The organism is Pseudomonas sp. 2822-15 (assembly GCF_002742515.1).
Taxonomy (GTDB): Bacteria; Pseudomonadota; Gammaproteobacteria; order Pseudomonadales; family Pseudomonadaceae; genus Aquipseudomonas; species Aquipseudomonas salomonii.
Window position 1 is genome coordinate 267,899 of the sequence record NZ_LJRY01000183.1, and the last position, 16,207, is coordinate 284,105.

General features: G+C 61.6%; 10 protein-coding genes. 9 read left to right on the forward strand and 1 reads right to left on the reverse strand.

What is annotated here, in order from left to right; translation table 11 throughout:
* Positions 1–159: 159 nt before the first annotated feature.
* Entirely contained in the window at positions 160–2,622 is a 2,463-nt protein-coding gene (locus AOA59_RS13355) for a penicillin-binding protein 1A (protein WP_371919070.1), read from the reverse strand.
* 219 nt (positions 2,623–2,841) lie between these two features.
* Between AOA59_RS13355 and pilM the strand changes: the two genes are divergently transcribed.
* From pilM to AOA59_RS13405, 9 genes are all read left to right on the forward strand, one after another.
* On the forward strand, positions 2,842–3,498 hold the full coding sequence (pilM, locus tag AOA59_RS13360; RefSeq protein ID WP_099487787.1) for a type IV pilus biogenesis protein PilM: 657 nt from the start codon (positions 2,842–2,844) through the stop codon (positions 3,496–3,498).
* On the forward strand, positions 3,495–4,046 hold the full coding sequence (locus AOA59_RS13365) for a PilN domain-containing protein (protein WP_099487789.1): 552 nt from the start codon (positions 3,495–3,497) through the stop codon (positions 4,044–4,046). The genes pilM and AOA59_RS13365 overlap by 4 nt, the downstream gene beginning before the upstream one ends.
* A complete protein-coding gene (locus tag AOA59_RS13370; protein ID WP_099487791.1) occupies positions 4,043–5,044 on the forward strand; it encodes a pilus assembly protein PilP in 1,002 nt (333 codons plus the stop codon). Before AOA59_RS13365 ends, AOA59_RS13370 begins: the two co-directional genes overlap by 4 nt.
* Before the next feature lie 69 nt (positions 5,045–5,113).
* Positions 5,114–6,442 carry a type IV pilus secretin PilQ gene (locus AOA59_RS13375; protein WP_099487792.1) on the forward strand — a complete coding sequence of 443 codons (1,329 nt, stop codon included), beginning with the start codon at positions 5,114–5,116 and terminating at the stop codon, positions 6,440–6,442.
* A gap of 4 nt (positions 6,443–6,446) precedes the next feature.
* Positions 6,447–6,965, forward strand: coding sequence for a shikimate kinase AroK (aroK, locus tag AOA59_RS13380; protein ID WP_017138567.1), 519 nt, complete (start codon positions 6,447–6,449; stop codon positions 6,963–6,965).
* Positions 6,966–7,087: 122 nt separating this feature from the next.
* Positions 7,088–8,188, forward strand: coding sequence for a 3-dehydroquinate synthase (gene aroB, locus AOA59_RS13385; protein WP_017138566.1), 1,101 nt, complete (start codon positions 7,088–7,090; stop codon positions 8,186–8,188).
* A 10-nt stretch (positions 8,189–8,198) separates the two neighbouring features.
* Positions 8,199–9,767, forward strand: a complete 1,569-nt coding sequence (locus tag AOA59_RS13390; protein WP_099487794.1) for an AAA family ATPase — start codon at positions 8,199–8,201, stop codon at positions 9,765–9,767.
* 349 nt (positions 9,768–10,116) lie between these two features.
* A complete protein-coding gene (gene gltB / locus AOA59_RS13400; RefSeq protein ID WP_065930755.1) occupies positions 10,117–14,562 on the forward strand; it encodes a glutamate synthase large subunit in 4,446 nt (1,481 codons plus the stop codon).
* Between the two features lie 32 nt (positions 14,563–14,594).
* Entirely contained in the window at positions 14,595–16,013 is a 1,419-nt protein-coding gene (locus AOA59_RS13405; protein WP_003187920.1) for an FAD-dependent oxidoreductase, read from the forward strand.
* Positions 16,014–16,207: the final 194 nt, after the last annotated feature.

Sequence of the window (16,207 nt, forward strand, 5' to 3'; positions counted from 1 at the left end):
TGTGGCTGGCTGAATGCGGTCTTCAGGCGCCAGGTAAACCCTGTGGGAGCCGGGCTTGCCCGCGATGGCGGTGTATCAGGGGGTGAATCAGTGGCGGATACACCGCCTTCGCAGGCAAGCCAGCTCCCACATGGGAGCTGTGCCGGGCCACTGATTTCACTAGAACAAATCGATCGGCGCCGCCTCATCCGCCGGCAGCGGGCTGCCCGGTGCAACGCCGTTGCCCAGCTCGTTGACCGACGGCGGCGTGTCTTCGCTCTTGAACAGCTCGAAGTACGCATTCGGCGTGCTTGGCGATGCTGCACGGCCGCTCACCGGGTCGATCCGCAGGCTGAGGATGCCTTCCGGCTCGGCCTGGGTATGCAGCGGCTTGTCCTTCAAGGCCGCGCCCATGTAGCTCATCCAGATCGGCAGTGCGACGGTGCCACCAAACTCACGGCGGCCCAGGCTTTCCGGTTGGTCGTAACCGGTCCACACGGTGGTCACGTAATCGGCGTTGTAGCCGGAGAACCAGGCGTCCTTGGATTCGTTGGTGGTACCGGTCTTGCCGGCGATATCTGCGCGGCCCAAGGCCAGGGCGCGGCGGCCGGTGCCTTTCTTGATCACGTCTTCCAGGATGCTGTTGAGGATGTAGGTGGTACGGCCATCCACCACGCGCTCGGCCACTGCCGGTGCCTGTGGTTCGGTGGGCACGGTGGCATTGGCGGCCGGTGCTGCGCCTGGTGTCGGCTCAATGGTGATGCCACCGTTGTTCGGTGCTGCAATGCCATCGGGTGCAGCCACACCGTTAACCACGTCGCCCGGCACGCGTGGCGGGTTGGCGGTGAACAGGGTATCGCCATTGCGGCTTTCGATCTTGTCGATCAGGTACGGCGTGATCTTGTAGCCGCCGTTGGCAAAGGTGCTCCAGCCGGTAGCGATTTCCATCGGCGTGAGGGTCGCGGTGCCCAGCGCCAGGGACAGGTTAGGCGGCAGGTCCGACTTGGCGAAGCCGAAGCGCGTCATGTAGTCGATGGTCTTGCCCACGCCCATGGCCTGCAGCAGGCGGATCGATACCAGGTTGCGCGACTTGTACAGTGCCTCGCGAATACGGATCGGGCCGAGGAAGGTGTTGGTGTCGTTCTTCGGGCGCCAGACCTTGTCCAGGTACTCGTCGACAAACACGATCGGTGCGTCGTTGACCAGGCTGGCGGCGGTGTAGCCGTTATCCAGCGCGGCGCTGTACACGAACGGCTTAAAGCTCGAGCCAGGCTGGCGCTTGGCCTGGGTGGCGCGGTTGTAGTTGCTCTGCTCGAAGGCAAACCCGCCGACCAGTGCACGGATCGCACCGTTCTGCGGGTCCAGGGACACCAGGGCGCCTTGGGCCACAGGCACTTGGCTGAATTTAAGGCTGTCGTCTTTCTGGCGTTGCACGCGGATCAAATCACCGACCTGCGCCACGTCCGACGGCTGCTTGGGCATCGGGCCCATGCTGTTGGTGTTCAGGAACGGGCGTGCCCACTTCATGCTGTCCCACGACACATGGCCTTCGCCGCTGCGGGTGAGCACTTGCACGCCATCCTTCTTCACCTGGGTGACGATGGCGGGCTCCAGGCCGCTGATCGGGCGCTGTTTGCCCAGCTCGGTGGTCCAGGCGCTCAGGGTCTTGCCCGGCAGGCGCGATTCGGGGCCACGGTAGCCATGGCGCTGGTCGTAGGTCACCAAACCGTCGCGTACTGAATTGTTGGCGATTTCCTGCAGGTTGCTCGGAATAGTCGTGGTCACGCGAAAGCCTTCGGTGTAGGCCTCGCTGCCATAACGGCCAACCATCTCGGCTCGCGCCATTTCAGCGATATACGGCGCATTCACTTCCGGCGTCGGCACGTGGTAGCTGGCGTTCAGCGGCTCGGCCACGGCGCTCTCGTAGGCGGCCTGGTCGATTTTGCCCAGCTTGTACATGCGCCCCAGGATCCAATCGCGACGCTCCTTGCTGCGCGCCGGGTTGGCCAGCGGGTTGAAGCGCGACGGCGCCTTGGGCAGGCCGGCGATCATTGCCATCTGCGCCAGGCTGGCGTCACGAATCGACTTGCCGTAGTACACCTGCGAAGCGGCCTCGATCCCGTAGGCGCGGTTGCCCAGGTAGATCTTGTTGACGTACAGCTCAAGGATTTCGTCCTTGGTCAGCTGACGTTCGATCTGCAGCGCCAACAGAATTTCGGTGGCCTTGCGCGAAAAACTGCGCTCGCTGGTGAGGAAGAAGTTCTTCGCCACCTGCATGGTGATGGTGCTGCCGCCGGATTGAATGTGTCCGCTTTTTACCAACTGGGTCGCTGCGCGCACCAGGCTGCTTGGGTCGACGCCGTAGTGGTTGGCGAAATTATCGTCTTCAGCCGAGAGCAGGGCGTTGATGAAATTGGGTGGAATGTCGGCGAAACGGATCGGTGTGCGGCGCATTTCGCCGAACTCCGCGATCAGTTTTTCATCGCTGCTGTAGACCCGCAAAGGAATCTGCAACTGGATACTTCTGAGTGCCTCTACGGAAGGCAAACCCGGACTAAGGTAGAGGTAGGCCCCGCTGAGTACGAGCAGCAGCCCGCAGACGATCGCGACAATGGAGTACCCGAAAAACTTCAGCAGACGAATCAAGGCTTTTGGATTTCCAGAGAAAAGAATGAGTTACGCGTCGGGGTATGCATGGCAAACGATGGATCGACCCGAGCAGCAGGAAAAAGCGGGAAAAAACGCTGGGCATTAAAGCATTTTCGGCCTGGGGCGTCATTCGTGGCGGCCAAACAAGTCGACCGAATGCACGATTCCCAGCGGCAATCAGGCGGTATGACAGGCAAAGTTTTAGGGAGTTTTATGCGAAAGGGATTTTTCAGGCGTAAAGCCGACACCCTGCTGGGCGTCGACATCAATGACACCGGTATCAAGCTGATTGAACTGGACCACACCGCCGGCGCTTACAGCGTCAAGGCATACGTCACGCAGGGGCTGCCCGCCAATGCGGTCGTCGACGGCACATTGTTGGACCTTGAAGGGGTGGCCCAGGCGCTGCAACAGGCGTTGTCACGGTTGCACACGTCCGCCCGGCAGGCGGCAGTGGCGGTGTCGGGGCCGTCGGTCATCACGCGGGTGATCGACATGGAGGCGGGGCTCAGTGACGAGGAGATGGCGTGGATGATCCAGATGGAAGCCGACCAGTACATTCCTTACCCACTGGATGACGTTGCCATCGACTTTCAGGTGCGCGGCCCTTCGCCCCAGGACTCGGCGCGGGTCGAGGTGGTGCTGGCTGCGTGCCTTAAGGAGCAGGTCGAGGCCCGCGCCGCGGTTTTGGCCCTGGCCGGGCTGGTTGCGCGGGTGGTGGACGTCGAAGGGTTTGCATTGGAGCGCGCTTGCCGTCAGGATTTCGCCAGCTTCATGCCGGGCCATCGAGTCGATGGCGCACAATGGGCCGTGGATGCCCACGGGATGGGAATTGCTTGCGGGCTGGCCCTGAGGAGTTTCGCTGGATGACACGAATCAATCTTTTGCCTTGGCGCCAGGCGCAGGCAGAACGGCGGCGCAAGTACTTCCTGATATTTCTGCTGGGGTTCGCCTGTGTGGCTCTCGCGGCGGTGTGGCTGGCGGACCAGGTCATCGATCAGGCGATCGACCGGCAAGTGACGCGCAACAGCCAGTTGAACAAAAACGTCGCCATCCAGGACTCGCGCCTCAAGACCATCGATGACTTGCAGGAGCAGAGCCAGCAATTGGCCGCCCGAATGAAGGTCGTACAGGACCTGCAGGAATCCCGCTCGGCCGGCGCCCAACTATTGGACCAGCTCGCCCGTGCCGTGCCCGATGGGGTGCACCTGCATGAGGTGGTTGCCAAGGGCAATACGGTGAGTGTCAGTGGCAGTGCCGAGTCCAGCCAGGATATCGCTCAGCTGATGCGCCGCCTCGAAGCCTCTGAAGGTGCCCACGCAACCCGGTTGCAGCATGTGCGTGCCCAGGGCCAAGGGGGCGGCAACGAATTCCAGTTGATGGTGCGCCAAGGGGAATCCACCGAGGCCCAGCCTTGAGCCTGCCCAGGCTCGACTTTTCCACGCTTTCTCACAACGCTGCCAAATGGCCCTTACCGGCCAGGATTCTGCTCGGCTGCGCGTTGGGGGGATTGGTGTGGGGAGTGGGCGATGGTTGGCTGCTGGCCCCGGCACGGGAACAGTTGCACGGGCTGCAAGCGCAGACGCTGACGTTGCAACAGCAACTGACGCAAAAGACCGGCCTGGCCGCCGATCTTGAGGCGCGCGCCCATCAGGCCCAAAGAGTCCAGGCGCAGGTTGCCGAGCTGTTACGGCAGCTGCCCGGCGAATCGGACATGCCGGGCTTGCTCGAAGACATGGCGCGGCTGGCGGCGGCCAACGGTTTGGTGGTCGAAGGTGTCACGGTGCTGGATGAACAGGCGCAGCCGTTCTACATCGAGGAACCGGTACAAGTCGGTGTGTTTGGCGCCTACCACGACCTGGCGAGCTTCGTGAGTGCCCTGGGTGGCTTGCCGCGGATCGTCACTGTGCATGATGTGGTGCTTCGATCTGAAGGGGCGTTATTGCGCCTTGATTTGCTGGCCAAGACTTATCGTGGCATGTCCGCGCGCGGCACGTCCGGGGCGGCTGTCGAGCCGGGGTCGCACTTTGTCTACGACGCTGCGTCCCTGCGTGACCCGTTCCAGCCGCCTGCGGCGCAGGTCGACCACATGCCGGGCCAACCCGCTCTTGCGCCGGACCTGGCGCGCAAGCGCGGCACGCTGGAAGGCCTGGCCGTCGACCAGTTCGAAATGGTCGGCACGCTTTCAATCAATGCGGTGTCGGTCGAAGCACTGCCCCATGGCCTGCAAACCTTCGCCCTGCTGCGCACACCTTCTGGCTTGCACCGGCTGGCGGTTGGCGACTACCTGGGGCCTAACCATGGCCGGGTCACGGCCATTCATTCCGGCCATATCGAACTGGTCGAACTGTTCCCGGACGAACAGGGCGCATGGCTTGCGCGTTCGCGAACCCTGGTGTTAAACGTCAACTCATAACGGAATCAAACAATGAAAAGGACTTTCTCGTCCTTCGGTGTGGCGCTATGGATAGCGTTCACGGCACCGATGGCATTTGCTGTGCCCAATCGCGTCGATCTGATCCAACTGCCGCCTCCTGGCAGCGTGGTTCCCAGTGGCGCCTACAACGGCGACACGCTGACCCTCAACTTCCAGAACATCGATTTGCGCGCCGTGTTGCAGCAAATTGCGGATGTGGCCGGGCTTAATCTGGTGGCCAGTGATGAAGTGCAAGGCTCGATCACTTTGCGGCTCAAGGACGTGCCCTGGGATCAGGCGCTGGATCTGGTGCTGCAAACCAAAGGCTTGGATAAGCGCGTGAAGGCCGGCGTTTTGCTGGTGGCGCCTGCCGAAGAGTTGGCGGCCCGCGAGCTGCTGGCGCTGGAGTCGCGCAAGCAGATGGAAGAGCTGGCGCCCTTGCGGCGCGAGCTGTTGCAGGTCAATTACGCCAAGGCGGCGGACCTGGCCAAGCTGTTTCAGTCGGTGACAGGCGTTGACGGCTTTACCGATGAGCGCGGCTCGGTGGCGGTCGATGATCGCACCAACAACATTATCGCCTACCAGACCCGCGAGCGAATTGACGAGCTGCGGCGCATCGTGACGCAGTTGGATGTGCCGGTACGCCAAGTGATGATCGAGGCGCGGATTGTCGAAGCCAATGTCGATTACGACAAAAGCCTGGGCGTGCGCTGGGGCGGGCGGCTCAATCGCGGCAACTGGGGCGCGGGCGGTATCAGCAAAGAGTTGGCCGAGGGCGCGGAGCCACCGGAGAATCCGCCCAGTTCGCCGTTTGTCGATATGGGCTCGCTTGCCGGTACGGCTGGCCTGGGCATCGCTTTTATTACCGACAACCTGTTGCTGGACCTGGAGCTGACGGCCATGGAAAAAACCGGCAACGGCGAGATCGTCTCACAGCCCAAGGTGGTCACTTCCGACAAGGAAACCGCGCGCATCCTCAAGGGCACCGAGATTCCTTATCAGGAGTCCAGCTCGCGTGGGGCCACTTCGGTGTCGTTCAAGGAGGCCTCGCTGTCGCTGGAGGTGACCCCGCAAATCACCCCGGACGGCTGGGTGATCATGGAGGTCAAGGTCACCAAGGATGAGCCTGACTACCTGAACAAGCTCAACGACGTACCGCCGATCAAGAAAAACGAGGTCAACGCCAAGGTGCGGGTCAAGGATGGCGAGACCATCGTCATTGGCGGGGTTTTCTCCAATACCCAAAGCAAAGTGGTAGATAAAGTGCCATTTTTGGGCGATGTGCCGTATCTTGGCCGCCTTTTCCGGCGCGATGTGCTGGCGGAGAAAAAATCCGAGCTGCTGGTATTCCTGACTCCGCGTATTATGAATAACCAGGCGATTGCTGTGAGTCGTTGATTCTGTGCGAAATTTGATTCTTGTAGGACCGATGGGGGCTGGAAAAAGCACCATCGGCCGTTTGCTGGCCAAAGAGCTGCGCCTGCCGTTCAAAGATTCCGACAAGGAAATTGAATTGCGCACGGGTGCCAATATCCCATGGATCTTCGATAAGGAAGGCGAACTGGGCTTTCGCGACCGCGAGCAGGCGATGATTGCCGAGCTGTGCGGCTGCGATGGCGTGGTATTGGCCACCGGCGGCGGTGCAGTGATGCGCGATGAAAACCGCCGGGCGCTGCATGCCGGTGGTCGCGTGGTCTATTTGCATGCATCGGTCGAGCAGCAGGTAGGGCGTACCGCCCGCGATCGCAATCGCCCATTGCTGCGCACCGCAGACCCGGCAAAAACCTTGAGGGACTTGCTCACGCTGCGCGATCCGCTGTATCGGGAAATCGCCGATCTGGTGGTCGAAACCGATGAGCGGCCGCCTCGAATGGTGGTTCTCGACATTCTTGAGCGTTTGCAGCAGTTGCCACCCCGTTAAAGCCAGGCCCGAAATGCGCTATTCTCGGCGGCGCGCATCACCCTTCGGGGTATGGCGCAGAGCCATCAGGCGACGAAATTCCGAGCGTTGCCGATCGTACATATTTCTTCACGCGGGGACACATGCAGACACTTAAGGTCGATCTAGGCGAGCGCAGCTACCCAATCCATATTGGCGAAGGTCTGTTGGACCTGCCCGAGTTGCTCGCACCGCACATTGCCGGTCGGCAAGTGGCGATCATCTCCAATGAAACGGTCGCGCCGCTGTATCTTGAGCGTCTGAGCCGCAGCCTTGCGGCCTACTCGGTGATTTCGGTGATCCTGCCTGACGGTGAGGCCCACAAGAACTGGGAAACCCTGCAACTGATCTTTGACGGCCTGCTGACTGCACGGCATGACCGGCGTACCACGGTGGTCGCCCTGGGCGGCGGTGTGATCGGCGACATGGCCGGCTTTGCCGCAGCGTGCTACCAGCGCGGCGTGGACTTTATCCAGGTGCCGACCACCTTGTTGTCCCAGGTCGATTCGTCGGTGGGCGGCAAGACCGGCATCAACCACCCGCTGGGCAAGAACATGGTGGGTGCGTTCTACCAACCACAAGCCGTTCTGATCGACACCGCGACCCTCAACACCTTGCCGCCGCGCGAGCTGTCGGCCGGTTTGGCGGAGGTCATCAAGTACGGGCTGATTTGTGACGAGCCGTTCCTGACCTGGCTCGAAGAACACATGGACGCCCTGCGTGCCCTGGACCAGGTGGCACTGACCGAAGCGATTTCCCGCTCATGCGCCGCCAAGGCGCTGGTGGTGAATGCCGACGAACGGGAGTCCGGTGTGCGCGCCACCCTGAACCTTGGCCACACCTTCGGCCATGCGATCGAAACGCACATGGGCTATGGTGTGTGGTTGCACGGGGAAGCCGTGGCGGCTGGCACAGTAATGGCACTGGAAATGTCGCAGCGCCTGGGCTGGATCAGCGCCCAGGAGCGTGATCGCGGCATCCATCTGTTCCAGCGCGCCGGTTTGCCGGTTATTCCGCCGGAAGAGATGACCGAGGCGGATTTCCTCGAACATATGGCAATCGACAAGAAAGTGATCGACGGTCGCCTGCGACTGGTGCTGCTGCGCCATATGGGTGAAGCGGTAGTGACCGACGATTATCCGAAAGAGATTTTACAGGCCACGCTGGGAGCGGATTACCGCGCCCTGGCCCAGCTTAAAGGTTAATAAGATCCCGATGACTAGTTTGCATGCCGACGAGGCGTTCCTCGGCCACTACCAGTTAAGCCACGACCCTTTTGCTCCACGGGTGCCGGGCTTCAAATTCTTCCCGGCCCAGCGCAAGCCGGTGCTCGGTCAGTTGCACCACCTGGCGCGCTACAGCCAACTGTTGCTGGTAGTGACCGGCCCGTTGGGCAGCGGCAAAACCCTGCTTCGCCAGGCGCTGGTTGCCAGCACCAACAAGCAATCGGTACAGAGCGTGGTGGTGTCGGCCCGTGGTGCCGGTGATGCGGCCGGCGTACTGCGTCAAGTGGCCCAGGCGCTGAACGTTGCCAATGCCGAGCCGAACGCGATCCTCAAGCAGGTTGTGCAGTTGGGTCTGACCGGCCAGGAAGTCTACTTGCTGGTGGACGATGCCGAGCAGCTCGACGAATCTGCCCTGGAAGCGCTGCTGGCGCTGGCTGCCGGTACGCCGGAAGGTCGCCCGCATGTGTTCCTGTTTGGCGAGTCGTCGCTGATCGCTGATCTGGAGCAGATCAGTGGCGAGCAGGAGCTGTTCCACGTCATCGAGCTGCAGCCTTACGAAGAGGAAGAAACCCGCGAATACCTGGCTCAACGCCTCGAAGGCGCCGGTGCCGGTATCGAACTTTTCACGGCAAATCAGATCTCTGATATTCACGAAAGCGCAGGCGGCTGGCCTGGCACCATCAACCAGGTTGCCCGCGATGCCTTGATCGAAGCCATGATTGCCAGCCGCTCTGCGGTTAAGCGTCCAAAGATGGGGTTTACTATGCCTAAGAAGCACGTATTGGCGATTTCTGCCGTTGTCGTGGTCGCTGTCGCTGCTGCCTGGTTGATCCCGGGTCGCAGCAAGGCACCCGCCACTGCCGGCGCGCCAACCGAACAGGCGCAGTTGCCACTGGGCAAGCCCACGCCAAATGTCGAATTCGCCAATTCCGGCCAACCGACCAACCTGCCGATGGTCGGCCAGCCGGTGATGCGCGGCCCGCTCGCTGAAGCCGCCGGTGGTATCTCCGAAGGTGATGACGGTGTGCCGGTGGAAGGCTCCAGCGCCACGCCGCCCACCGTGACCACCACCGCACCGCCTGCCGGCGTCCCGGCTGGCCCGGCAGCCGCTCCGGTCGCCAAGCCGACGCCGGCGCCGACCGTCGCCACTGCCAAGCCTGCTCCAGTTGCCAAGCCTGTTGTGCCTGCGCCAGTGGCCAAGCCGGCACCGGCCGCCAAGCCTGCTGAAAAACCTGCCGCCGTTGCCAAGGCCGCTGCGCCTGCCGCCGCCGGCAGCAGCTGGTACACCAGCCAGCCAACGGGTAATTTCGTGGTGCAGATACTGGGCACCAGCTCCGAAGCCAACGCCCAGGCGTTCGTGAAAGAGCAGGGCGGCCAGTACCGTTATTTCAAGAAAGTGCTCAACGGCAAGCCTCTCTACGTGATCACCTACGGCAGCTTCCCAAGCCGTGCCGCAGCTGATTCTGCGATCAAGGCCTTGCCAGCGAAGGTCCAGGCTGGTAAACCTTGGCCTCGCACTGTCGGCAGCGTTCAACAAGAACTCGCAACAGCTCGCTGAAGACCCGGCGGCCTTACCCAGGCCGCTCTCTCAGCACCTCAAAAAAAACAACACAGCGTGCAGCCCTGAAGGCCGCGCGCTTTGTGGTGTCTGCGTCACGTAGCTTTTGAGTCGTAGCGGTCAGAATTAAAAAAGTTTTGACTAGCACAGCATATCGCTTTAAACCTTTCATAAATGCGACATAGATTTGCGACATTTCGTCGCTAAATTTGTGAGCGTTCGTGTCGGTGTGTACAATGACCTCCCTTTTGCCCCCGCTAAGCCGGCGTACGTTCGGCGTGGAAGGTAACCGGTTGAATTGAAAAGAAATTTGCCTCGGTATAAGAGGCAGCCTGGTGAGAAAGTGTCTATGAAAGCAGGTCTGTACCAACCCGATGAATTCAAGGATAACTGCGGTTTCGGCCTGATAGCCCACATGCAGGGCGAGCCCAGTCATACCCTTTTGCAAACGGCCATCGAGGCCCTGACCTGCATGACCCACCGCGGTGGGATCAACGCCGACGGCAAGACCGGTGACGGTTGCGGCTTGCTGATTCAAAAGCCCGACCAGTTCCTGCGCGCTGTCGCAAAAGAGCAATTTGCGGTCGACCTGCCCAAGCAGTACGCCGTGGGCATGGTGTTCTTCAACCAGGACCCGGTTAAAGCCGAAGCCGCTCGCGAGAACATGAACCGCGAGATCCTGGCCGCCGGCCTGCAACTGGTTGGCTGGCGCAAAGTGCCGATCGACACCAGCGTGCTCGGCCGCCTGGCCCTGGAGCGCCTGCCGCAGATCGAACAAGTGTTCATCGCAGGCGATGGCCTCAGCGATCAGGACATGGCGATCAAGCTGTTCACGTCGCGTCGTCGTTCGTCGGTCTCCAACGCCGCTGACACCGACCACTACATCTGCAGCTTTTCGCACAAGACCATCATTTATAAAGGCCTGATGATGCCGGCGGATCTGACCGCCTTCTATCCGGACCTGAGCGACGAGCGCCTGCAAACCGCAATCTGCGTGTTCCACCAGCGCTTCTCCACCAACACCCTGCCGAAATGGCCGCTGGCTCAGCCATTCCGCTTCCTCGCCCACAACGGCGAGATCAACACCATCACCGGCAACCGCAACTGGGCCGTGGCCCGTCGCACCAAGTTCGCCAACGATTTGATGGACCTCGAAGAGCTCGGCCCGCTGGTCAACCGCGTGGGCTCCGACTCCTCCAGCATGGACAACATGCTCGAACTGATGGTCACCGGCGGCATCGACCTGTTCCGTGGCGTGCGCATGATCATTCCGCCAGCGTGGCAGAACGTCGAGACCATGGACCCGGACCTGCGTGCATTCTACGAGTACAACTCGATGCACATGGAACCGTGGGACGGCCCGGCTGGCGTGGTCATGACCGACGGCCGCTACGCGGTGTGCCTGCTCGACCGTAACGGCCTGCGCCCGGCGCGTTGGGTTACCACCACCAACGGTTTTATCACCCTGGCGTCGGAAATCGGCGTGTGGGACTACAAGCCTGAAGACGTGATCGCCAAGGGCCGTGTAGGCCCAGGCCAGATCCTGGCCGTGGACACTGAAACCGGGCAGATCCTCGACACCGACGCCATCGATAACCGCTTGAAGTCGCGTCACCCGTACAAGCAATGGCTGCGCAAGAACGCCCTGCGCATCCAGGCGACCATGGAAGACAACGACCACGGTTCGGCTTTCTACGACGTCGACCAGCTCAAGCAATACATGAAGATGTACCAGGTCACGTTCGAAGAGCGCGACCAAGTGCTGCGTCCGCTCGGCGAGCAAGGCTATGAGGCGGTCGGCTCCATGGGCGATGACACGCCAATGGCCGTGCTGTCCCAGCGCGTGCGCACGCCGTACGACTATTTCCGTCAGCAGTTTGCGCAGGTCACCAACCCGCCGATCGACCCGCTGCGCGAAGCCATCGTGATGTCGTTGGAAGTGTGCCTCGGTGCCGAGCGCAACATCTTCCAGGAATCGCCTGAGCACGCCTCCCGTGTGATCCTCAGCTCGCCGGTCGTTTCTCCGGCTAAATGGCGCTCGTTGATGACCCTGGATCGCCCAGGCTTCGACCGCCAGATCATCGACCTGAACTACGACGAGAGCCTCGGCCTTGAAGCCGCTGTGCGCAACGTCGCCGATCAGGCCGAAGAAGCTGTGCGCGCCGGTCGTACCCAGATCGTGCTGACCGACCGCCACATCGCGCCGGGCAAGCTGCCGATCCACGCCTCCTTGGCCACCGGCGCGGTGCACCACCGCCTGACCGAAAAAGGCCTGCGTTGCGACTCCAACATCCTCGTGGAAACTGCTACTGCCCGCGACCCGCATCACTTCGCCGTTTTGATCGGTTTCGGCGCCTCGGCGGTTTACCCGTTCCTGGCCTACGAAGTGCTGGGTGATTTGATCCGTACCGGTGAAGTGCTGGGCGACCTCTATGAGGTGTTCAAGAACTACCGTAAGGGCATCACCAAGGGCTTGCTGAAGATCCTGTCTAAGATGGGCATCTCCACCGTCACGTCTTACCGTGGCGCACAGCTGTTCGAAGCCATCGGCCTGTCCGAAGAGGTTTGCGAGCTGAGCTTCCGTGGTGTGCCGAGCCGTATCAAGGGCGCGCGTTTCGTCGATATCGAAGCCGAACAGAAAGCCCTGGCAGCCGAAGCCTGGAGCGCGCGCAAGCCGATCCAGCAAGGCGGCCTGCTCAAGTTCGTGCACGGCGGCGAATACCACGCGTACAACCCGGACGTGGTCAGCACCCTGCAAGCCGCTGTGCAGCAGGGCGACTACGCCAAGTTCAAGGAATACACCGCGCTGGTGGATAACCGCCCGGTGTCGATGATCCGCGATTTGTTCAAGGTGAAGACCCTGGATACGCCGCTGGCCATCAGCGAAATCGAGCCATTGGAATCGATCCTCAAGCGCTTCGACTCCGCCGGTATCTCTTTGGGCGCCTTGTCGCCTGAAGCCCACGAAGCCCTGGCCGAAGCCATGAACCGCCTGGGTGCGCGTTCCAACTCCGGCGAAGGCGGCGAAGACCCGGCGCGCTACGGCACCATCAAAAGCTCGAAAATCAAGCAGGTCGCCACTGGCCGCTTTGGTGTGACCCCGGAATACCTGGTCAACGCCGAAGTGCTGCAGATCAAGGTTGCCCAGGGCGCCAAGCCCGGCGAAGGCGGCCAGCTGCCTGGCGGCAAGGTCAACGGTCTGATCGCCAAGCTGCGTTACGCAGTGCCGGGCGTCACCCTGATTTCGCCGCCGCCGCACCACGACATCTATTCGATTGAAGACTTGTCGCAACTGATTTTCGACTTGAAACAAGTCAACCCGCAGGCGCTGGTCTCGGTGAAACTCGTGGCAGAAGCCGGCGTAGGCACCATTGCCGCCGGTGTGGCCAAGGCCTATGCCGACCTGATCACCATCTCCGGTTATGACGGCGGCACCGGCGCTTCGCCGCTGACGTCCATCAAGTATGCCGGCGCGCCGTGGGAGCTCGGCCTGGCCGAAACCCACCAGACCTTGCGCGGCAACGACCTGCGCGGCAAGGTGCGGGTACAGACCGACGGCGGCCTGAAAACCGGCCTGGACGTGATTAAGGCCGCGATCCTCGGCGCCGAAAGCTTCGGCTTCGGTACTGCGCCCATGATCGCCCTGGGTTGCAAATACCTGCGCATCTGCCACCTGAACAACTGCGCCACCGGCGTCGCCACTCAGAACGAGAAGCTGCGCAAGGATCACTACATCGGCACCGTCGACATGGTGGTGAACTTCTTCACCTACGTCGCCGAAGAGACCCGTGAGTGGCTGGCCAAGCTGGGCGTGCGTTCGCTGGAAGAACTGATCGGTCGTACCGACCTGCTCGATATCCTCGAAGGCCAGACCGCCAAGCAACAGCACCTGGACCTGACGCCGCTGTTGGGCAGCGATCACATCCCGGCAGACAAGCCACAATTCTGCCAGGTGGACCGCAACCCGCCGTTCGACAAAGGCCTGTTGGCCGAGAAGATGGTCGAGCTGGCCAGTTCCTCGATCAATGACGCCAGCGGTGGCGACTTTGCCCTGGATATCTGCAACTGCGACCGTTCGATCGGCGCACGCATCTCCGGCGAAATCGCGCGCAAGCACGGCAACCAAGGCATGGCGAAAGCGCCGATCACCTTCCGCTTCAACGGCACTGCCGGCCAGAGCTTTGGCGTGTGGAACGCCGGCGGCCTGCACATGTACCTCGAAGGCGACGCCAACGACTATGTGGGCAAGGGCATGACCGGTGGCAAGCTGGTGATCGTTCCGCCTAAAGGCAGCATTTACAAGACTCAGGACAGTGCCATCATCGGCAACACCTGCTTGTACGGTGCCACCGGTGGCAAGCTGTTCGCTGCCGGTACTGCCGGTGAGCGTTTCGCCGTGCGTAACTCCGGTGCCCACACCGTGGTGGAAGGCACTGGCGATCACTGCTGCGAGTACATGACCGGTGGCTTTGTCGCGGTACTGGGCAAGACCGGTTACAACTTCGGTTCGGGCATGACCGGCGGTTTCGCCTACGTGCTCGACCAGGACAACACCTTCGTCGACAAGGTCAACCACGAGTTGGTCGAGATCCAGCGGATCAGCGGCGAAGCCATGGAATCCTACCGGAACCACTTGCAGCACGTGCTGGACGAGTACGTCGAGGAGACCGGCAGCGAATGGGGCCGTAACCTCGCCGAAAACCTCGATGATTACCTGCGTCGTTTCTGGCTGGTCAAGCCCAAGGCTGCCAACCTGAAATCGTTGCTTTCCAGCATCCGTGCCAACCCGCAGTGATATGCGCCTGAAGAGTTTGATGAGGTTTTAACATGGCTGAACGTCTGAATAACGACTTCCAGTTCATCGATGTCGGGCGCAAAGATCCGAAGAAGAAACTGTTGCGTCAACGCAAGAAAGAGTTCGTGGAAATCTACGAACCCTTCAAACCCCAGCACTCGGCCGACCAGGCCCACCGCTGCCTGGGGTGCGGTAACCCGTATTGCGAATGGAAGTGCCCGGTGCACAACTTCATTCCCAACTGGCTCAAGCTGGTGGCCGAGGGCAACATCCTCGCCGCCGCCGAGCTGTCGCACCAGACCAACACCCTGCCGGAAGTCTGCGGCAGGGTGTGCCCGCAAGACCGTCTGTGCGAGGGTGCCTGCACCCTTAACGACGGCTTCGGCGCGGTGACTATCGGTTCGGTGGAGAAGTACATCACCGACACCGCGTTCGCCATGGGCTGGCGCCCGGACATGTCCAAGGTCAAGCCGACCGGCAAACGCGTTGCGATCATCGGCGCAGGCCCGGCGGGCCTGGGCTGTGCCGACGTGCTGGTGCGCGGCGGCGTGACCCCGGTGGTGTTCGACAAGAACCCGGAAATCGGCGGCCTGCTGACCTTCGGCATCCCCGAGTTCAAGCTGGAAAAAACCGTGCTGAGCCACCGTCGTGAAGTCTTCACCGGCATGGGTATCGAGTTCCGTCTCAATACCGAAATCGGCAAAGACATCACCATGGAGCAACTGCTCGCCGAATACGACGCCGTGTTCATGGGCATGGGCACCTACACCTACATGAAGGGCGGCTTTGCCGGTGAGGACCTGCCGGGCGTGTATGACGCGCTCGACTTCCTGATCGCCAACGTCAACCGCAACCTGGGCTTTGAAAAGTCGCCGGAAGATTTCGTCGACATGAAAGGCAAGAAGGTCGTGGTACTGGGCGGTGGTGACACCGCGATGGACTGCAACCGCACCTCGATCCGCCAGGGCGCCAAGTCGGTCACCTGTGCGTATCGCCGTGACGAAGCCAACATGCCCGGTTCGCGCAAAGAGGTGAAGAACGCCAAGGAAGAAGGCGTGAAATTCCTCTACAACCGCCAGCCGATCGCCATCGTCGGTGAAGACCGTGTCGAAGGCGTGAAGGTGGTCGAGACTCGTCTTGGCGAGCCGGACGCCCGTGGCCGTCGCAGCCCCGAGCCGATCCCGGGTTCCGAAGAGATCATCCCGGCTGACGCCGTGGTCATCGCCTTCGGTTTCCGCCCAAGCCCGGCGCCGTGGTTCGAGCAGTTCGAAATCCAGACCGACAGCCAGGGCCGCGTAGTCGCCCCGGAACAAGGCCAGTACAAGCACCAGACCAGCAACCCGAAAATCTTCGCCGGTGGCGATATGGTGCGCGGCTCTGACCTGGTAGTGACCGCGATCTTCGAAGGCCGCAACGCCGCCGAAGGCATCCTGGATTACCTGCAGGTCTGATGATCGTTCCCACGCTCTGCGTGGGCATGCAGCCAGGGACGCTCTGCGTCCCGACTGGCGCGACGCGGAGCGTCACAGGAGGCGTTACCACGCGGAGCGTGGGAACGATCTTGCGACGGCATTACCGCGACAAATTGACCCGATAGACAAAAGGCACGGCTCACTCCGTGCCTTTTGCGTCGCGCTCTGAGAAA

What these genes read in the sequence shown, in the direction of transcription:
- pilM (WP_099487787.1), top strand. Translation starts at nt 2,842, where the DNA reads ATGCGAAAGGGATTTTTCAGGCGTAAAGCCGACACCCTGCTGGGCGTC.
- AOA59_RS13365 (WP_099487789.1), top strand. Translation starts at nt 3,495, where the DNA reads ATGACACGAATCAATCTTTTGCCTTGGCGCCAGGCGCAGGCAGAACGG.
- AOA59_RS13375 (WP_099487792.1), top strand. Translation starts at nt 5,114, where the DNA reads ATGGCATTTGCTGTGCCCAATCGCGTCGATCTGATCCAACTGCCGCCT.
- aroB (WP_017138566.1), top strand. Translation starts at nt 7,088, where the DNA reads ATGCAGACACTTAAGGTCGATCTAGGCGAGCGCAGCTACCCAATCCAT.
- AOA59_RS13390 (WP_099487794.1), top strand. Translation starts at nt 8,199, where the DNA reads ATGACTAGTTTGCATGCCGACGAGGCGTTCCTCGGCCACTACCAGTTA.
- gltB (WP_065930755.1), top strand. Translation starts at nt 10,117, where the DNA reads ATGAAAGCAGGTCTGTACCAACCCGATGAATTCAAGGATAACTGCGGT.
- AOA59_RS13405 (WP_003187920.1), top strand. Translation starts at nt 14,595, where the DNA reads ATGGCTGAACGTCTGAATAACGACTTCCAGTTCATCGATGTCGGGCGC.